At 36.1% G+C, this 20,566-nt stretch carries 11 protein-coding genes and 1 pseudogene; all 12 read right to left on the reverse strand.

Annotation, left to right across the window (positions count from 1 at the left end; all coding sequences use genetic code 11):
- Window positions 1-13 precede the first annotated feature (13 nt).
- A complete protein-coding gene (locus G4D54_15245; GenBank protein QJA03694.1) occupies window positions 14-676 on the reverse strand; it encodes a DNA-binding protein in 663 nt (220 codons plus the stop codon).
- 42 nt (window positions 677-718) lie between these two features.
- Window positions 719-9,475, reverse strand: coding sequence for a DEAD/DEAH box helicase family protein (locus G4D54_15250; protein QJA03695.1), 8,757 nt, complete (start codon window positions 9,473-9,475; stop codon window positions 719-721).
- 134 nt (window positions 9,476-9,609) lie between these two features.
- Window positions 9,610-10,416, reverse strand: coding sequence for a class I SAM-dependent methyltransferase (locus tag G4D54_15255; GenBank protein ID QJA03696.1), 807 nt, complete (start codon window positions 10,414-10,416; stop codon window positions 9,610-9,612).
- A 64-nt stretch (window positions 10,417-10,480) separates the two neighbouring features.
- A pseudogene (locus tag G4D54_15260) lies at window positions 10,481-11,523 on the reverse strand (DUF1016 domain-containing protein).
- 9 nt (window positions 11,524-11,532) lie between these two features.
- A complete protein-coding gene (locus tag G4D54_15265) occupies window positions 11,533-11,742 on the reverse strand; it encodes an AbrB/MazE/SpoVT family DNA-binding domain-containing protein (protein ID QJA03697.1) in 210 nt (69 codons plus the stop codon).
- An 83-nt stretch (window positions 11,743-11,825) separates the two neighbouring features.
- A complete protein-coding gene (gene topB, locus G4D54_15270) occupies window positions 11,826-13,532 on the reverse strand; it encodes a DNA topoisomerase III (GenBank protein QJA03698.1) in 1,707 nt (568 codons plus the stop codon).
- A 99-nt stretch (window positions 13,533-13,631) separates the two neighbouring features.
- Window positions 13,632-15,197 carry a DUF4366 domain-containing protein gene (locus G4D54_15275; protein ID QJA03699.1) on the reverse strand — a complete coding sequence of 522 codons (1,566 nt, stop codon included), beginning with the start codon at window positions 15,195-15,197 and terminating at the stop codon, window positions 13,632-13,634.
- Window positions 15,178-15,411, reverse strand: coding sequence for a conjugal transfer protein (locus G4D54_15280; GenBank protein QJA03700.1), 234 nt, complete (start codon window positions 15,409-15,411; stop codon window positions 15,178-15,180). Before G4D54_15280 ends, G4D54_15275 begins: the two co-directional genes overlap by 20 nt.
- A gap of 12 nt (window positions 15,412-15,423) precedes the next feature.
- Window positions 15,424-17,556 carry a CHAP domain-containing protein gene (locus G4D54_15285; protein QJA03701.1) on the reverse strand — a complete coding sequence of 711 codons (2,133 nt, stop codon included), beginning with the start codon at window positions 17,554-17,556 and terminating at the stop codon, window positions 15,424-15,426.
- 4 nt (window positions 17,557-17,560) lie between these two features.
- On the reverse strand, window positions 17,561-19,990 hold the full coding sequence (locus G4D54_15290) for a DUF87 domain-containing protein (GenBank protein QJA03702.1): 2,430 nt from the start codon (window positions 19,988-19,990) through the stop codon (window positions 17,561-17,563).
- Complete coding sequence (locus tag G4D54_15295; protein QJA03703.1) at window positions 19,902-20,291, reverse strand: PrgI family protein; 390 nt, start codon at window positions 20,289-20,291, stop codon at window positions 19,902-19,904. The genes G4D54_15290 and G4D54_15295 overlap by 89 nt, the downstream gene beginning before the upstream one ends.
- A 3-nt stretch (window positions 20,292-20,294) precedes the next feature.
- A complete protein-coding gene (locus G4D54_15300) occupies window positions 20,295-20,555 on the reverse strand; it encodes a conjugal transfer protein (GenBank protein ID QJA03704.1) in 261 nt (86 codons plus the stop codon).
- Window positions 20,556-20,566 lie beyond the last annotated feature (11 nt).

Genomic DNA, 20,566 nt, shown 5'->3' on the forward strand with positions numbered 1-20,566 from the left:
ACCGACCGTAAATTTATCTCTCAGCTTCTTTTTCTGCAGCTTCTTTCTTTTCTTTCGGCTTTTCCTTATCTTCAGCCTGATATTTTTTGATAGCTCCAAGTACAGATTCTTTCTTTTCTTCCTGTCCTTTCATCTGTTCCTTTGCCTTTAACAGCTTTGAAGAAAGTATCCTGATATTGCTATGCTCCTTACCGTTATCATCAACGGAAATTCTGATTTGTCCAAAGAGCTTAACAAAATCTCCCTGCTTAAAGTCCTTTGGAATATCACTTTTTTCTCCATAAGCTGAGCAATTATGATATACCTTGTTTCCTTCATTATCTTTGGATACTACGGAGAAATTCGCCACCTTAAAGACTTCTCCATTCTTGTTTTCCCTTTCTACTACATCGACCTCTCCAACAATATTTCCGACAATATTGATAAGATTATCCTTTTCTTCCTTAACATAAGGCAGGTCTTTTATCTGCCCCTGTTCCCTTAAATCCTCAATCATATAGTCAAATTCCTCATGCAGTAAATTAAGGCTGTCATTGTCCATATGAGCGTCATATAGCTTGTCCAAAGCACTTTCATCATTGATGCCTTTTTCCATGCTTATAATCGCCTTAATAAAGTCCTTGTGGTTATCATTTACCATATCTTCAATCTGATTTCTCATTGTTTTGTAATTCATGTCTTTATCTCCTTTCATAACAAAAGGGAGGTTGCCCTCCCCTTATCTTAAAAATTCCTGTTCTTTTGTTTTTTGTTTTTCTTCTGTTTTATTTTCTTCCTGATAAGCTCTTATCTGACCTATAATAGATGGCTTATCCTCTGATTTTTGTGCGGTTTCTTCTTTGCTATGAAAATTATTCTCCACATCATAAGTGGACTCAAAATAATCACTGTCCTTAAAGTTATTGTCATATCTATCAGGAATGCCGTCACTATCAAGGTCTTTAGAGAGTGGATCGTAAAAGTTTCCTTCATCATCAATATCAAGTCCCGTTGCTGCTCTTAAATCTTCGGAATCAACATAAACTAAATCGCTAAAAGAGGACATTTCTATTTCATTTTTCATATTCCTTAGAGCTTCATTCTCTCCATTGTTTTCATAATCAAAGCTCTCTGTTTTGATAAGCGTATCATCAATGTACTGTGTCCATATTTTTTCCTCTAAATCAAGCTCATACTGAATACCATGTCTTTCATCCGGTGTATTGGTATAAGCGATACCGATATGTTTTAAATCAGGATACAAGGTATTAAATTCATCATAGCTATGATTTTCTTCATATTCCCTGTTACAAAAATCAATGATTGCCCTTTTTACATCTTCTACAAGAGGATTATCGTTTCTCTTTTCTTCCACTTCTCCCATATCAAGGAGCTTATTCAGTTCTGCCAAGCGAAGCACTTTCATCTTTAACTCATCAGCTTTTTCAAAAGGCTTTTTTAATTCTTCTTTGGCATTTTGAAGTTGTTCCTTTGTGCTGATAAGTTTTTCTTCAAGTCTGTTTAATTTCTCAGGCATTTTCTCAAGAGCGTTGTCCAGTCTTGTAATGTTGCCCTCTGCACTTGTTCCAAGTTCCCCTGAATGCTTTGCAGCACCATTTAAGCTAAAGTTATGCTCATTGGTAAAAAAGTTATAGCTTACCTCTAAATCCATATTTCTATACTTGCCTATAACCTTGCTTTCATTGATTTTCACTTTGGAAATAGCTTCAAGCAGTCTTTCTCCGGCTAATTTCTTGTCGGTAATCTTTTCTCCCGCAATGGTAATGGAAGTAAACTTTTCCTCACCTTCCGCTTTAGGCTCTACACTTGCTATATCTTTCTTAACAGCTTCAATTAGTTTTTCCGTTCTTGCGATTTCTTCAGGATAATTTTTCGCCACCTTATCCTCTAATCTGTAACGATTGGACTTGTAGTTCGCTTCAAGCATTTTAAGTTTCGTAACCTCATTGTCCAAATCCATCTTTTCCTTAATCTTTGGATCTCCTGTGGCAAGAGCTTTAATCTCTGCATAGTTAAGTGAGCTTTCGTCCACATCTTCTGCAACTCTAACTGGAGTTTTACTGGTCATAATCTGAGAAATAAACTTCTGCTTATTTTCGATCGTCTGCCAAAGGTAGGCATCAAAGGTATTCTCTGTAACATAACGATAAATATTTACTTTCTCATTTTCGTTCCCCTGTCTTACAATTCTACCTGCACGCTGTTCAAGGTCAGCAGGACGCCAAGGCACATCGAGGTCATGCAAAGCAATTAGTTTATTTTGCACATTTGTGCCGGCTCCCATTTTCTGAGTCGAACCCATAAGGATACGAATCTCACCTTTTCTTACCTTTGCAAAGAGTTCGTCCTTTTGCTTATCAGTATTGGCTTCATGGATAAAGGCGATTTCTTCTTTCGGTATTCCCATTGCTACAAGTTTTTCTCTAATGTCATCATAGATATTAAATTCTCCATCTCCTTTTGGAGTTGACATATCGGAAAACAGAAGCTGTGTTGACTTACTCTCTTTCGTCTTATCCCAAATAGCAAATACATTTTTCACGCATACATTTACCTTACTATCGGGATTATCAGGAAGAAATGGATTAATTAAACGCTGATCTAAGGCAAGTTTCTTACCATCATTGGTAATCTTCAGCATATTATCTTCATCCGGCTCAACCACCCTATTTCTTACATCGTCTGCTCTTTCAGAAAGGCTCTTTAGGATTTCCTTTTGTTCTTCAGAAGGCTCTGTTTTAATAACCTCATAGTTAGCTTCAGGTGTAGGAAGATTAAGCATATCCGCAGTCTGAATATCTGCTACTTCCTTGAACATACTCATTAGTTCAGGCAAGTTATAGAACTTTGAAAATCTTGTCTTTACCCTATATCCTGTACCTTCAGGTGATAATTCAAAGGAGCTTTGTGTTTCTCCGAAAGTGGAAGCCCAAGAATCAAAATGCTCCAAATTATTCTTCTTTAGGCTCTCATACTGAAGGTAACGCTGCATGGTATAAAGCTCTGTCATAGAGTTACTTACAGGCGTTCCTGTGGCAAATACGATACCTTTCCCTCCTGTCATTTCATCCATGTAACGGCATTTCATGAACATATCGGAGGACTTAAAGGCTTCTGACTGCCCGATACCTGCGACATTTCTCATTTTGGTATAGAGATAAAGGTTCTTAAAGCCATGTGCCTCGTCAACAAAGAGCTTATCAACTCCTAATTCCTCAAAGGTAATCACATCGTCTTTCTTAAAATCATCATTTAATTTCTCAAGCCTTGTTTCCAGTTTTTTCTTTGTTTTTTCAAGCTGTTTTACCGTAAAGTTCTGGTTTCTATCATGCTTGTATTCTTCTACATAGTTTACGATTTCATTAATCTGATTTTGGATATGCTTTTCCTGATATTCCTTACTCATAGGGATTTTCTCAAACTGCGTATGTCCGATAACAACCGCATCGTATTCCCCTGTTGCAATCTTGCCGATAAATCTCTTTCTGTTTTTCGGCTCAAAGTCTTTCTTATCAGCCACCATAATGTTGGCCGACGGATATAGCTGCATAAACTCACGACCGATTTGCCCTGTTAAGTGATTTGGTACAACAAATAAGGACTTACTACACATTCCAAGTCTTTTACTTTCCATTGCGGAAGCTACCATTTCAAAGGTCTTTCCACTGCCTACTACATGAGCAAGCAAGGTATTTCCTCCATAAAGGCTTCTTGCTATGGCATTTCTTTGATGAGGTCTTAAATCAATCTCCGTATTCATCCCCTCAAAAGAAAGATTGCTTCCATCATATTCTCTGTTGCGGATGGAGTTAAAACGCTCGTTATAGAGTTTTACAAGACGGTTTCTTCGTTCTTGATCGTTAAATATCCAGTTCTTAAATTCTTCTTTTAATAGTTCCTGTTTTTGTCCTGCAAGCATGGTTTCTTTTTTATTTAAGACAGAAGTTTTAGAGCCGTCCGGATTTACAATCTGGTCAAATACCTTCGTTTCTTTAAGGTTTAAGGCATCTTCAATCAGCTTATAGGCATTTGCCCTTGATGTACCAAAAGTCATTTCAGCAAGGTCATTTCCTCTGTCCCTGCTTTTTCCTTCTACATTCCATTCGCTTGTAAGGTTTGAAAATTTAACCTTAATATCCCATCTTGCATATCCCGGAGTTTTTAATGTTTCAAAGATGAATTTCTCAATATCTTTAATCGGTATCCAAGTTGCACCAAGACGCACATTGATTTCACTTGCTTCTAATTCTTTTGGAAGAACTTTTGTAAGCTCCGCTTTTTGATATTCCAAACGGTTCATTTCATAGCTTATCAGCTCTTTTTCTTTTCCATTCTCGGCAAAGCCAAGATGAGGAAGCTCTCTTTCCGTTTGCCTTAGTTTTGATAGATAGCTATCTACAATGGCAATCTTGTCCCTAATATTCCCACTTAGGTATTCATCTTTTGTTACATAGCCATATTTATATGAATTGCTACCATTTGCACAGGCAAAAGGTAAATCACCATCCTCCAAGTTAAAGGAAAGTGGTCTGTAAAAGTTTTGTTCTTCTCTGATATTTAAGTAGATTTCCCCTCGAAGCTCCTCAATCAAAGTCGGTCTGTCTTTTTCTGTAAGACTTTCCATATAGTCAAAGTCCACATATCCTTTTTCGGATACCGATAAAACAAGGGCTTCTAAAGAGGTATCCACATGGTCTATGACTTTGGCTTTTGTAATGGTTCTTTTGGAGAAAATATCTCCCTTTGCCTTGAAATTTTCTTCTTCATCAAGGACTTCTATGGAGGAAACAAGTGGGAAGTTACTATCCTCTTTCAAGGCTCTGGTATTGCTTAAATTATTGACAAAGCCATGCTTCTTTGAAAAAATGTCATATGCTTCATTTAGTTTTTCCTGTGAATCCTTGATTTCTTCCTCACTAAAATCTTCCTTCTGCTTGTAAATCACATCTTTTAAGGCAGCATTCAGCTCAAGGTAATCCTTGATTTTTTCTTTGGTTTTATCGTTTACTTCTTTTTTTATAAAAAGCGAGTTTTCTCTGTAATAGACTTCATCATCAATCAGGGTATAAGAGAAGTTTTTTACATCATCGGTTGCAGGAATAGAGGTTATTTCATCATCCAGTAACTCTATTTCTTCATACTTGGCATCTTTTGAAATTCTTTCTCCTGCAATCTCTATACGATCCTTTAATGAAGCCATATTTATCTCTTGCCCTAAAAAAGCTATCGGTTCACAAGTTAGAGTTTTCCCAAATCTTCCGCTTACTTCACACATAGAACCAAGCACCTGCTCAGGATGATCGACAAAGTATTTGTTATATACAAGCCCGTTTTCATCTTCCGCAAGGTGTATCCAATCTTCATATCGCTCTAATACGCTATCTCTTTTCTTTAGGAAGATAATATCCGAAGTTACTTCTGTGCCGGCAACACCCTTAAAGGTGTCGTTCGGAAGTCTGATTGCTCCTAAAAACTCGGCTCTTGCTGCAAGATACCTTCTTACACTTTCGTCTTTTTTATCCATTGTTCCTGAAGATGTAATAAAGGCAATAACACCCCCGTTACGAACCTTATCAATGGACTTGGCAAAGAAATAATCATGGATAAGAAAGTTATTTCGGTTATATTCTCTGTCATTTACCTTGTACTCTCCAAAGGGAACATTTCCTATTGCAACATCAAAGAAGTTATTGGAAAATCCAGTTTCTTCCAGTCCCTTTACCTGTACTTCACTTTCCGGATATAGCAGTTTTCCAATGCGACCGCTTACTGAATCAAGCTCTACACCATAAAATTTTGACTTACTCATTTCATCAGGAACATTACCGATAAAGTTTCCAATACCCATCGATGGTTCAAGGATATTTCCCTGTTTAAATCCCATACCTGAAAGTGTCTTATATATTCCGTCGATGACTGTTTTCGGTGTGTAAAAACTCGTTAAGGTTGATTCTCTTGCAGCTTCATATTCTGATGAAGATAGATTTTCTTTTAAGAATGCTCTTGCCTCTTTCCACTGCCCATCCTTACTTTCATCAAAGACATCGGAAAGTCCACCCCAGCCTACATATTTTGCTAAAACTTCCTGAGCGGTAATATCAAGCTCTCGTTCTCCGCTTTCCACCCTATTAAGCATAGAGATTGCTTCAAGGTTATTATTTAACCTCTCGCTTGGAGATAACTTTGCAGGTAGTGTTTCTTCTGTAATCTTGAAATTGTGAGCCTGATTTTTCTTTATCTCTACTTCCTCAGAAGTCTTTTCGGGATTCACATAAGTCAGATTTTCAAAGATTCTATCAAGCTCACTTTCCTTACGATAAGGAATTACATCGGAGCCTGTAATCATACCGCCAAGATATTCGGTATTATCCTTAACCGTTACAGTCTTTAGGTTATTTCCCATATCATCAAATCTTGTGATGGTATATTCCTTTTCCTTATATCTGACTTCATCACCGATGATAAATTCAGGTCTTTCAAGACTTACTTGTCTTAATAAATCCTCATTATCCGTAAAGGCTACAATCGGTATTTGATGATTCCCTTGCCTTGCAGGATCAAGCCATAAGTCATTTCTTCCTGTGATTTGATTTTTAGAAAGTTTTCTTACCTTGTACTCCTCATGATTTAAATAGACAGTATCGCCTTCTTTAACTGCAAACTCATCTGAAAGGCTGTCCTCTTTTTCATTAAGCTCTACTTCTTCGTTTTTCTTTAGATAATCAAATAAGGTAGCTTGAACAGGTTCTATCTGTATGATTTCTTCTAATTTTTCAGATACTTCAAGTTCTGTATTATTCTCCTCAAAGCTAAGTTCTCCGTTAAAGACATGATAAAGCTCCTGCTCATCCATCTGCTTTTTAAGTTCGCTGTCTTTAAGCTCTCTAAAACTCTTTGGGAAATCCTCTAAAACAAGCCTCTGGGCATTTAATTCCTTTAACTCCTCAAGATTAAAATATCCCCATTCCGGTTCAACTCCTAAGACAAGTCCAAAAGCATCGTTACTTTCCCTGTCATATTCCGTCATATACCAAGTCCAGTTACTTCTAAATGGAATGATGTATGCTGCATGAACCTGTTTATCTGCTAAAGCTACATCCTCTTGTGCATAGAGCTCAGGCATTCGCTCAAGCATTTCATCAGTCATTAGATTATATGGATCATCTTTAGAATAATAACTCGACTCTTTTTGTTCTTCTATCTCTACCTTGCTTTCAATTTTATTTTCTTCAAGATAAAGATTTTTAGAAAGCAGCTCATCTATATGCTTTGCTACATTTGACCACGTAAGAAAAACATCGTTACAATGATTCTTCTGTAATTTCAGTCCCTTTGCATCGTGCCATTCTCCGCTTCCTCTTTCGCCTGATACAGCATGAGATCCTCCGCCGATTCCATATTCATCTTTTAGGAAATTCGCTTTTTCATGAAGTGTGTGGTTTTCTTTAAAATATTTTGTAATTCTCTCTTTTCCTTGAGCAACTCCGCTTCCTCTTGAAATCGTAAAAAGAATTTCATCTTCTGTGATAAAGCCCTGCACCTTTGGAAGTTCGGTAAGGTTAGAAGTATATTCCTTTCTTGGAAGTTCAAGCTCCTGCAATTTCTGATAAAGGCTATCTACCTTGTGATAATGAAACCTTAGTACATCTTTGTTTTCTTTATAACCTTTCAAAAAGCGATTGTATTCGGAAATAACATTTTTTAGAAAGTCAGGATTTTTAAGAGCTTCCGATAACTGCCTTGTTTCTTTCGGAAAGCCTCCGCCCTTTTCTATAAAGTCAAAATAACCATGTGCTTTCCCTTCTTCGCTTAAATCGTGATATAGATACCATAGCGATTCTGAAACTCTATCTCTTTCATAGTCCTGTGCTTCTAAAAGCTCTACATTTGTAGCAAACTCTCCGCTTTCCAAAAGCTCATTTATTCTTCTTGCAGCATCACTCCAGCTTAAAATTTGCGTCATATCTTCTCTTGCAGAAGTACCGTAGGCTAAATGAATGCCTTTATCCGAATACCAGGAAGATACTTCTATTTCATTAAGAGATAAACCGTTTCCGCCTTTGAATGTATCTTTAAGGTATTCTCCTAATTCTTCTAATGTTTTTCCTTTAGAAAATTCAGCAACGATAGGAAGTCTGCCACCATCATGGTTTCCTCCGTTTACAAGAATACTGTCAATTTCATTTTGAGTAAGAGGTATTGTAAGTGTAATTTGTCCTGAGCTGTTTTCAGGCAAAGAAAAAGAAGCCTTGTCAGCTTCTCTTATCTCTTTATTCGTATTTTCTTTTAGATTTCCACTACTTCCTTGATTGTCATTTCTTTGAGGGCTGAAATCATCGCTTTGTACTGCGGATGGCTCTCGTCCTCTATCTTCCAAGCTATCATCAGTTTCGGCTTCTCTGCTCTCATAAATTCTATCGCCTGTTTCTGAGTATCCATCAAGTGCTTGGTCAGTTTTTTCTCCTTGTATAGATCCACTAACATCTCGAAGTGGCTCTGCTCCTCGCTGTTGGAAAGATAATCCAGCCTCATCACTGCGTACACTGGATTCGGATATTCCCTCATAAAGTCCGTCTCTTCCTCTAACTGATTCAGTGTATTCTCTTTGATTTTCTCTATTATCTCGTCCGTACTCTTCATTTCGGAAAATTCGCTCGGTTTCACTAATTCTTTCCTGACCATCTCGTCGAAGTACATTTTCTTCTACCTCCTCTAATTCTTCTTTTATTTTATTATATCCTGCTTCTTTACCTCTTAAAACTTCTTTTTGAAGCTCTAAATCTTTGCTTTTTTGAATGGTTGCATCAATGACTGTTCCGCTAATATCCGATACCGTTTCTCCAAGGCTCATAAGAGAAATGCTGTCAAGCATTGCAAAGTTTTCCTTTAAAAGCTCTTTATCCATAGGATAGTCTAACTTAAATCTTGAAGCTACTGCATAGCTTATCGAATCCCTTACAAATTTAGTAAAGGAAATTCTATCCTCATCAGATATTCTAAGCTCATTCATCAGGCTTTCTATTTTTTCATCACCGTAAAGCCTGCTTAAAGAAAAGATATTTTCTAAGGTGCTTTCGCTTTCTTCATAGCCATCAGCTTTTATCATTTCTTTTAATACATCTGTATGAGCCTCTTTATCAAATCTCCAAAGATTTACCTCATTAACATCTCTGTTCTTTGAAACAGTCTGACTTATATCAAAGATATAGTTCACCTTTTTGTATGTTCCATAATCCTCTAAAATAGGGGTGCCCTTTTCACCTCGCATGACGGTTCTTCCGAAGCGTTCTCTCCAGTAGTCAAACTTGGCACAAGCTATCGCTTCAGGATTTTTATCATAAATACTAAGCTGGCTTCTAAAATCATACCTCTGATTGTTTCCGACAACTTTTAGAAGTTTCAGATACTCTACTTCACTCTGCAAAACATCTTGTTTTACAAGCTCCAAAATGTTATGAAAATCATTTATTCGCATGTTTACCTCCTTCTTTTTTACAAAATAAAAAAGGTGGTTAGATTTTACTCTAATCACCTCTAAATTCTATGTATTGCAACTTACTTCTATTTAAATTAAGTTTAATATGTTCCTGTTAAATATATAGAATTCTATCAGTTAAATCTTAAATGTACAACCAGTGTTCTGTTCCACCTATCCGCAAAGTACATATATATCTTTGTAACCGGCTTTAATCCATAACAATCCTTTAATGCCTTTTGGAAAAACCCATCTACTTCTAAAAAAATGGTGTTCGTAGACTTTGCAAATTCTTTTGGGCTATCTACACTAAAATGCATTTGTGCATTTGTATTTCCCGTTTTCTTCACATATTTGTTAGCAAGCTTTAACCCTTTAGAATTTGTAGCATCAAAGACCAATTCTCCATTTGGAATTTGATCTTTCATACTTTTAATCATCTCTATAACTTTGGATTTATTAAAATATTGATAAACACCTGAAGCAGAAATTAGTGTAGGAAGTGTTGTATCTATTTCTTTAATCCAATCAAGTTTGAACATATCCCCTGAAATAAGATTTTCGTTATTGCCATTTCCAAGCACTCTTTTTCTAATTTCGATAACACTCGGCAAATCTACTTGATAAAAGTTGGCAGTTTTATTTCCTATACGATGATAAGCAGTTTCTAAGCCTGCACCTAAAAACACTACATTTCCATCAGGATTATCTTTAAGAAAACTTATTATCTTTTCATCTATTGTCTGTTGTCTACAAACACTCGCCATATAAAAATATTCGTTGCTGTTTTTGTCTATGCTGTCTGTCGGTATATGTGACTCTAAGGATAAAGCCTTTTCATCATAGAAAAATTCAGGGAACTTTTTTGTTGCATATATTCTTCCTACAAGCGGGATATACAGGGTATCTTCTACACCATTTAGTATGCTTTCAACACTCATCCTTTTACTCCTTTCGACATCTTAATTGGCTGCAAATTAAAGCCTCTCCTATAATATTCCTTTTTCATTCCTCATTTGCTTCTACTTTTTCCTCTGCAATTTCAGTATACTCTTTCAGCTTTTTCTGCAATAAATTTTTATCTATCAGTTTTAAGGTGTATTCCGATACCATTGTTGGTGAAAGACTTCTGCTAAGTGCAAATTCTACAACCTCATCATCTTTTGATGCACAAAGAATAACTCCAACACTTAGATTTTCCGTTTGTTTCTTAACTTCTCTATCCAATGCTTCCAAATAGAGATTCATCTTTCCTATATATTCAGGCTTGAATTCTCCAAGCTTGAGTTCAAATACAACTAAGCATGACAATCCTCTATGATAAAATAACAGGTCGATGTAATAGTCATGGTTTCCAACCTGTACCCTATACTCATTCCCTATAAAGGAAAAATCTTTTCCAATTTCTAAAACAAAGTTCTTCAAGTTCTCAAGTATTGATTTTTGAAAACCTCTTTCATTACCACCCTTTGGTGCATCAAGGAACTCTAAAACATATTTATCTAAAAACAAATTATGTGTTTCTTGTTTTGCTTTTTGAATTGCCGGCAACATATTGCCATTTGAAAGCATAAAGCGTTCATAGTAACCGCTATCCATCTGCCTTTCCAACTCACGCTTTGAATATCTTTCTTTTACTGCCAATTCAATATAAAACCTTCTCTCTTCTTGGCTTTTAGAAGCTGACATTATTTTCAAGTGATTAGTCCAACTCAATTGTGTCACCAGTGGTGACACTTTTTCATCATCTTTATATAACTCGTAGAATTACTTCATTCTGTAAAGTCCTCTACGATTAAATCCCTTCAGCTCAGGATAGTTTGTCGAAAAAAATTCTGCCACATTATCAACAAATCCGGAGCCATAAGATGCTTCCTCAGTTTTTTTACTAATGTATTTCCCTACCTCTTGATACATTAAGATCAGTTCTTCATTAACTTTTCTATATGCACGATCTTTTGCATTTTCTACAATCGTAACAATCTCTTCAAACGGATTGCTGTTTTTTCTGCGTTTATATTTTGCAAAGAAGTCTTTTCTTTATCCATAAGTTCCTCCTATAGATATCTGACATTTATAATTTGTTTCCTACTTTGTATATTATCCTCAATGAAAGTCTTTGAATTAACAATTTGTATTCTCCACTCATCTACAATAAAAGTTACATAGTCCCCATTTTCTAAATTCAAAAGATCTCGTATCCTCTTTGGAATGGTAACTTGCCCCTTGGACATAACTTTTGCAGTATCCATAAATATATCTTTCATGCTTAATTCCTTTCGCCCTACTTTTCCTACAAGAAATTATAGCATTTTTAGAGGATTTTTTCTACTCTGAAATTAGTGCTGTCTTACTTGTGATATGTCAAAACAGCCTCTTTTATCTCATTTTCAATCGCATCTAAAAATTCTTTCTTAGACGATTTGCCTTGAGCAATATCCGATAATTCCATTTCCCACTTTGCTGTCGTTTCTGCCGATTTAAAGGTATCTGCTACAATCGTTACAAGGCTGATTCCTTTATGTGTTGCTACAAGATTTTTCTTATCTCTTTTTACAAAGCCTTTAAAGATTAGATTTTCAATAATCCCCGCTCTTGTTGCAGGTGTTCCAAGTCCTTTTCTTTCTACTTCAATATTTTTATCAAGTGCATCATTTCCTGCAAGCTCCATAGCCTTTAGGAGAAGATCTTCTGTAAAATGTTTAGCCGGTGATGTGTATTTTTCTTTTATCTCTTTATCTTTAATATCAAGACTATCACCAATCTTTACATCAGGAAGCACTGTATCTTCATTTTTCTTTTTTGCATATTCGTTTAGGTATTTGGTAAAGCCCTCATCTACAATCACCTTGCCGCTACTTGTAAATTCAAATCCGTCAAATTCAGCCACAATCTTTGTTGTATTCTCAATTAAAGGATAGCCTACACTTGCATGTAGCTTATTTAAGACCAGTTCATATACCTTCAATTCACTTTCAGGAAGAGAAGCTAAGTCCTCATTCATACTGCTTGCTGTAGGTATCATCGCATGATGGTCTGTAACCTTTTTAGAATTAAATACCGTCTTAATACGCCCTGTATCAAAATCATACTTTCCAATAATGTTGTTGATTGTACCTGTAATCATATCTTCCGTTAAGCATCTACTGTCTGTTCGAGGATAGGTAATTAGTTTTTTCTCGTATAAACTTTGTGCATAATCTAAGGTCTGCTTTGCACTATACCCGAAATATTTATTGCACTCTCTTTGAAGCGTTGTAAGGTCAAATGGCAGCTCAGGTTTTGTTATCTTTTCCTTTTGAATGACATCAGTAATTTCAATGGTGTTTCCTACCAAATTAAGTAATTGCTCCGCAACTATCTTATCGTAAATTCTATCGGTAGAAAGAGAAAAACCGTCTAAATTAAGCTCTACTGTAAAATATTTTTCTTTCTTGAAATTTGCTATCTCATCATCTCTTTTTACAATCATGGCAAGAGTCGGTGTTTGGACTCTGCCCACACTGTAATTTTGCTTGTAAAGACAAGAATACAGCCTACTCAAATTCATTCCCACAAGCCAATCCGCAATCGCCCTTGCTTGTGATGATTCAAAGAGATTATCGTAACAACTTCCATCTTTCAGGTTATCAAAGCCATCTTTAATTGCACTATCTTCCATGGAGGAAATCCAAAGGCGTTTCATCTTCTTTTTACAATTTGCCTGATTATAGACAAGCCTGAAGATTGCCTCTCCCTCACGCCCTGCATCGCAAGCATTTATCACTATGTCTATGTCCTTATCGTTCATCAGCTTTTTAAGAATTGTAAATTGTTTCTTTGTGGACTTTGCGATCTCATACTTATATTCTCTTGGGATAATCGGTAAATCCGCCATATTCCACTTTGCGTACTTTTCATCATAGCTATCAGGATTTGCCATCTGAATTAAGTGTCCAACACACCAGCTTACCTTATATCCGTTTCCCTCATAGTATCCATCTTTCTTTTTTGTTGCTCCAATTACTTTTGCAATGGAGATTGCAACACTTGGTTTTTCAGCAATTACAAGTTTCATATATATTCGTCCTCCTGTTTTTCAATATAAGAGGGCGAAAGATTTTACTCTCTCGCCCTGTGTTTTGCACCCCCCTATTGTACAGTTTTAGGTGCAAATTTACTCTACCTCATTATCTTCTGTTTCTGATTCATCAACTTCATTTTCGGTTTCTTCTGCTGATGAAAAGAAATCATCATCTTCCTCCTCAAAGCCTTCAAGCTCCTTATCTTCTTTTTTCTTAATGACCTTAAAATAATATCCCGCACCTAATGCTCCCAATACTACAAGAATGAGAATCAAGTAAGTTCCTGTATTGCTGCTTTCTTCTTTTTTAACTGGTTTAGGTTCTTCTTTTTGTGGTTCTTCTTTAACGATCTCTTTCTCCGGAGCTTTCTTTTCTACCATATTTAAAAGATCATCCTCAGATACTTCAGTTAGAAGCATGACATTCTCGCTATCCTCGTCATGGTTAATGATTAGATGAAAAGTCTTACCGTTTTTAGTAGTAAAGGTAACAAACTGTCTTGCGTCCGCTGAATATTTATCCGTTTCTTTATTGTCTTTGCTGTCATTATGATGAATTGGATAATCATTGTTTACATTATCCTTATTTTCCGTAACTGCTCCTCTTGCCTTTGATGGGGCTGAAGCAACTCCTTTATTGGTATTTACATTCTTGCTTGAACCATCCAGAGAAGAATCCTGACTACCGTTATTGTCAGGCTGCTTCGGTGTCAGCTTGTTTGGATAACGAACTTGCCTTTCTTTCTCCTTTGATTCATTGCTATTTGTATCTTTTGTATTTGTCCCTTTACTTTCCTGCGTGGCAGAACCTTTACCACTGCTATTTATAGATGTTTGTGGTGATACATTTCCTGTTCCTTGTTTAATTCCGGAGATAGGGCTAGTCGGTGTTACAGTAGGATTATGTGTAACAGGAGCTTTACTGACCTCATTAGCCTTTTTCTCAAGTTCCTTAATCTTATCAGTTAGCTTCTCTATCTCCTTTTTCATATCTGCTGATAAGTCCTTATCGTCTTTGCCCTTTTCAAGTTTTTCCTTCAGCTTATCTATCTTTTCCTCAAGGTCTTTGATTTTGTCCTTTTGCTTATCACTTAGTTTTTCCTTATCCTTAATCTCCTGATTTAGCTTATCAAGTTTTTCTTTAAGTTCTTTAGACTCCTTTTCCATTTTAGAAATATCATCTTTACTAAGCTCTGTTTGAGTCCCCTTATTTTCTGTCTTTGAAGAATTTGATTGAGAGCCTTGCTCAGATTTTGAGCTTTCATTTTCTGTTTGCGTTTCCTTATCCTTAACATCAATTTTTTCTACTTTACGGATAATTTCATCTTTCCCATCAGCCTTAACTTCATAAAATAGAAAATCATCTATAAATTTCATATCATCAGGCAGCATTGGAAGATCTCCACTGTCAAGAAGCTGTCCTTTCTCTGCCTTTATCTTTTCTTCCTTAAAGACTTTTTCATCTTCAAAAATATACTTAACATTAACTTCTACTTCCGTTTGAGCAACAACTTCTATCGGATTTACAAGTGTCGGAAGCAAACTTCCCTGTGCAAATACAATCTTACTACCTGCAAATAAAGAGATTACTACTCCCACAATCAAAAGCATTGCTCCAAGAGCTACTCCCAAAGCCTTTTTATTCTTCATTTTTTTCATTTCCGTTCTCCTTTTTTGTTTCTGCTTTTTCTCTGTTTACTTTTGCCATTAAATCACTGATTGTAATGTTGTTCTTTCTGCAAATGGCAATAATTTCTTCGTTTTCAAGTTCTTCTTCACGAATGAACAAAGGCTCCAATTCTTCATCAATCAGAGCCTTTTTATCTTTTAATTTCTTTATTCTGTTTTTTACTGCTGTCAGTTCTTTTTTCAAATTGCATCCTCCTTATCTGTTTACATTTGGCGGAAAGCCATAACCTACGGGATGGTGCTTACAGAAAGTTGCTATCCAATCATCCAAGGTGGTTACCCTGATTCGTCCGATATTATCTATCACCTTGCCATCACCTATATAAATTCCTACATGACCATAGGTAAGTCCGGCTGTACTTCCGCTACTACTGCTTTCAACTGCAACAAGCATTCCTACTTTGAGTTTTGATTTATCTGATGTAAAGGTATAATTTCGGTACATATCACAGGCATTTCCTCCGATATATCCAAGTCCTGCATTTTGATAGACTTGCGATACCCACATAGCACACCAGCCTGCACCCGGAGATGGCGTAATGTATGCAGCTTTTACAATCTTCTTTTGAACTTCCGTAGAAGCCTCATACTCTTTTCCACCTCCGATACCTCCATTTGAAGCAATAAGGTCTCTATTGCCAAAAGCTTCTCCCATATTACCTTGAGCAAGGAATAAGGCTTCATAGTGTTTCAAGTTATCAGGATAGTTTGCAAAGACTTCCCTTATGATACTGTCCATTTCCCTTTTATGAAGTGTTACAATGAGTTTTTTGTACTCGTAAGGTTCTTCATGGCTTTCTGTATATTCGTTTCCATCTTCATCGGTATATGTTTCTGTAACTGTCCTATATCTGATTTCAATTTCTTCCTTATACTCAAGGTCATACATGGACTTAAAAAGCTCATCTAATACAAAGCTTACTTCTGATACATTTTTTACTTCTCCACACCTTGATGTAATGTAGGATAAAAGCTCATGGACATTATGACCGATGTACTCTGTGTTATTTAGGATGTACTCGTCATATCCGGGATAATTTTCTTTGACATTATCAACCTCGTTTTGCAGCTCCTTTTCCATCCCCGAAAAATTCTCATTGATTTCACTCAGTACATTAGGCTTTGATAAATAACTTGTTGTAAGAACTGTACTTGTAGAGTTCATAAAGCCTGTCATTCCTGTCCCTGCAAAGTTAATAAAGAAAGTTCCCAAAATAATAAGACCTATGAAAATAATCATAAGTCCCTTCGCTTTTCTTAATATAACTTCCTTTGAACTTTTAAGACTGCCGATAAGCCCTTCCTTAATGCGATTTCTAAGCCTTGACTTATTCTGCCTTTTAATGGAATCTTTCATCTGCTTTCGCTTTTGAAATCGCTTAAAGTTATTTGCTTTTTGATACTCCTTTGTCTTTTTCAGTTCCTCTTTGGCATCTCGAAACTCTAATTTAGATTTTCGCTTTCTGATTTTATAGTCCTTATTTGTAAGGTCATATCCTTTCTTTGTTCTTTTCTTATCCGAGTAGTTCTTAATGCCATGAATGAGCTTTGAGCTTGTATCGGCTGTCTTTTCTCCTGCCTCTACACCTTGATTTTCATCGCTTCCATGAGATAAGTAATCTCTTACGGTTTCACTTCCTTTTGCCAAGCCTGATAAAGCAGATACTTTAGAAGCCTTATTCTTAAAAATTGTTTCCTGTTCTTTAGAAAGCCTATTTTTCTTTTCTCTATCAAGGATAGCTTCTTTTCCGCTTTTTTTATTGTCTACCTTTTCCTCTTTGGCTTCATTGTCCTTTTTTCTGGTATAGAGCTTATCGGAATAATTTTTTCTCTTGTAATTTTTCTTTTGAACCTTTTGGCTTTTTGATAAATCTTTTGTATCTTCTGCTTTATGATGAAAATTATCCTCGACATCATAGGTTGACTCAAAATAGTCGCTATCCCTAAAGTCATTGTCATATCTGTCTATGATTCCGTCATTATCAAGGTCTTTTCCTAAAGGATCATAGGTTGTTCCATCCTTAACTTCAGTACCATAATAAGCTTTTCCGATTTCTTCCTGACTTACACTTCCTGTTTCAGAACTTCTATACCTTTCATTTTTTTTAGAATTTCCTCCAATTGGTTCACTGTCAGAGGACATTTTGCTTGTTTTCTCATGTACCTTATCTTGAAATCGGTCTTTATCATGGACAATTTTTCCTCTGTAATCATCATTATGCTTTAGTTTACTTTCTTCAGGCTCTATGCTGCTATTACTTTGCAGCCTTTCCTTTTCAATCCTTGCCCTTTGCCTTTCCTTAAAGTCCTTTTTCAGTTTCTTTCCCATAAGGCTACCTCACTTCTTCAGGCTTGGTTGTCATCTTCTGATAAAGAATAGTATCTTTCGGAAACTTATCAAGGAAAGGAACAATTGTATTTCCAAAAAACAAAAGGCCTTCTCCTGCATTGGAATTGGTTACATATTTTAGCTGTGGCTGTGATATTTTAAGTTTCCTTGCTAAAATTTCTCTATCGCCTGAAGCCTGATTGAGCATTAAAACAAAGTCTGTATTGTCAAAGATATTTTCTATCTCCTTACTCATCAGTAGGTCTTTGACATTCTGTGTAATGCCTGTCGGGATTCCTCCCCACTTACGAAATCTTTTCCAAATCTCTACGGAATAGGAAGCTGTCTGCTCATCTTTTAAAAGCAAGTGAAACTCGTCAATATAGTACCTTGTAGCCTTATTTCCTCTGTTTTGCGATACCTTGTTCCACACCTGATCCTGAATAACAAGCATTCCGATTTTTTTAAGCTGACTTCCAAGCTCCTTAATATCAAAACAAAGTAGCTGCTTATTTAAGTCCACATTGGACTGGTGGTTAAATACATTAAGAGAGCCTGTTACATAAATCTCCATTTCCGTTGCCAGTTTTTTGCCGACTTTTTCTTCCTGATTTTTTAGCATATCGTACAGATTTTGAAGAATAGGCATATTACAAGGCTCCGGATTTTCGAAATACTTTTCATAAATCTTAGGAAGGCATCTGTCTATAACCGACTTTTCTTCTGCTGTAAGACCGCTACCACCTACAACAAGCTCAAGCATAGACATAATAAAGTTCGCTTTATCTTTCAGTGGTGCGTCCCCATCGCCATAGTTCATATTGATGTCAAGGGGATTGAGATAGTCTTTTGACTTACTACTGACCTTTATGACTTCTCCCTTAAACTGACGCACAAGGTTCCCGTACTCGCCTTCCGGATCGCAAATAATCACATCATCATCGGTTGTAAGAATGGCATTTGCCATTTCTCTTTTTGCACTAAAGGATTTACCACTTCCCGGAGTTCCGAGGATTAGACCGTTGGGATTTTTCAGTTTCTTTCTATCTGCCATAATCAAGTTATGACTTAGGGCATTTAATCCGTAGTACAAGCTATTACTTGAATTGATAAAAAGCTCCTCTGTGGTAAAAGGCATAAAAACCGCTGTAGAGGATGAGGTTAGTCCTCTGTCAATTTCAATCTTATTTACCCCAAGAGGAAGTACACTGATTAAGCCCTGCTCCTGTGAGTGGTCAAGTCTTTTTAGCTTGCAATTATGTTTATTGGCAATGGAACTGATTCGAGAAATGGTATTGTCCAGCTTTTGAATTGTCCTTGCAAAGTTCATAAAGATAATGGTTACAACAAACATTCTTTCATCTCTTGTCTGCAAGTCTTTTAAAAGGCTCTTTACATCTTCTCCATAGGTAATTAAATCACTTGGAAGAATGTCCATATCATATCCCGATCTTACCGCTTTTTTGTTTTCCTCAATCTTCATCTTGTCAATATCGGTATTTTTTCTTTTTACCATCTTGATGGCTTCTGACTGCTCAATCGCCTTGATGTGAAAAGAGATATTGATGTTATCGTCAATATCCAAAAACTCGGCAAGCATACGATCTGAAAGCTCACTTGCAAGAATTTGAAAATGGCTTGCTGCTCCGATAAACTTTCCAAACTTAAAATACCTTGATGGTGTAAAGTTAAATTCATCAGGAGCGATATATGTCTTTGTACTTTCCTTTTTCTTCAAGTCCTTATATGAAAATTCAAAGGTCTTATTGGGATTTAAAACATCATGAAGTATCTTTAGCCTTTCCTCTCCGTTAAGGCTTTCTGCTCTTACTCCCATACTTTTAAGACTCGATAATATATCTATCTCCAGTCTTTCCAATTTTGAAGTAGCCTGCTCCAAATTGTCGGCTTCAACCGTAAAGATTACATACTTTGATTTTTTCAGTCCGTTATTTCCTTTTACAATCTGACTTTTCAGCATTTCTCGAAACTCAAGGCGTATATCGTCAAACCCGTCCTTTTTATCAGGCATTTGAATTGCCGTCTTCATTTCTTCATTTCTGCCAAGCTGATTGATATATGAAAACTCTATGCTGATACTTGGATCAAAGGAATTGATAAAGTTTGCAAACTGATTAAAAATCAAATCCCTATCTTCTTCTAATGCAAGCTGATAGTTTATGTCCTCAAAGGCGATACTCTTATTAAAATGCTTCTCATCAATCTGACATATCCCGCTTTTTAAAAGTCTAAGATATGGAATGGTATCTTCGACGGTGTATCTTTTCGGCTCTTTTCTAAAGACAAGATCGAGTAGTCCGCCCTTATCTTTTTTAGACTTTCTCTTATTTTGCTTTAAGTCCTGTTTTTGACTTCTTAAATTCTTTTTGTTTTGCTCTAACTTTAGTTGCTGAATCTTTCTTTTGCCTTTCAAGGTAAACCTCCTTTCTCACTCTTTTCTGTGGCTGATAAAACTTATGAAAGTAAATATACTTAAAATATTTCTCAAAGCTAAGTCCGTCCTTTTCAAAAAGAGTGATGAAAAATATAGGGAGAGTGGACACAATGAGAAAGATGACTGCTATATCATTTGGAACGACCTTTCGCATAAATAAATAGATTGGTATTCCAATAAGTCCTGCAATCGTAAAACCGATAAGCTGTCTTTTCGTCAGGTTAAATGCTACCTTTGTTTTTACCTTCTTTAAGTCTTTTGGGATAGGTACATATGCCATAATTTACCTCCCATCTTCTTTTACCTTTGAAAGTTCTTCTATATGCTCATATACGGAGCCGATTTCTTCCTGAATACTTGCAATCTGTTCATCTGTACTTCTGTTATATCTTTCCTGCATTAAGCAAAAATCATTATGGCAGCGACCGATGTCTTTTATTCTTTCTTCCAAGTCCTCTACCTTACTGTGAAGCCTGATTCTATCCATCACCGCCATAATACCGGCTCCGATTATTACTATAAATACTGTTTTTCTTTTATTCATATTAACTTTCC

The organism is [Clostridium] innocuum (assembly GCA_012317185.1).
GTDB lineage: Bacteria > Bacillota_I > Bacilli_A > Erysipelotrichales > Erysipelotrichaceae > Clostridium_AQ > Clostridium_AQ innocuum.

Coding starts and splice junctions, on each gene's coding strand:
- G4D54_15245 (QJA03694.1), bottom strand. CDS start 676: ATGAATTACAAAACAATGAGAAATCAGATTGAAGATATGGTAAATGAT.
- G4D54_15250 (QJA03695.1), bottom strand. CDS start 9,475: ATGCGAATAAATGATTTTCATAACATTTTGGAGCTTGTAAAACAAGAT.
- G4D54_15255 (QJA03696.1), bottom strand. CDS start 10,416: ATGAGTGTTGAAAGCATACTAAATGGTGTAGAAGATACCCTGTATATC.
- G4D54_15265 (QJA03697.1), bottom strand. CDS start 11,742: ATGAAAGATATATTTATGGATACTGCAAAAGTTATGTCCAAGGGGCAA.
- topB (QJA03698.1), bottom strand. CDS start 13,532: ATGAAACTTGTAATTGCTGAAAAACCAAGTGTTGCAATCTCCATTGCA.
- G4D54_15275 (QJA03699.1), bottom strand. CDS start 15,197: ATGAAAAAAATGAAGAATAAAAAGGCTTTGGGAGTAGCTCTTGGAGCA.
- G4D54_15285 (QJA03701.1), bottom strand. CDS start 17,556: ATGGGAAAGAAACTGAAAAAGGACTTTAAGGAAAGGCAAAGGGCAAGG.
- G4D54_15295 (QJA03703.1), bottom strand. CDS start 20,291: ATGGCATATGTACCTATCCCAAAAGACTTAAAGAAGGTAAAAACAAAG.
- G4D54_15300 (QJA03704.1), bottom strand. CDS start 20,555: ATGAATAAAAGAAAAACAGTATTTATAGTAATAATCGGAGCCGGTATT.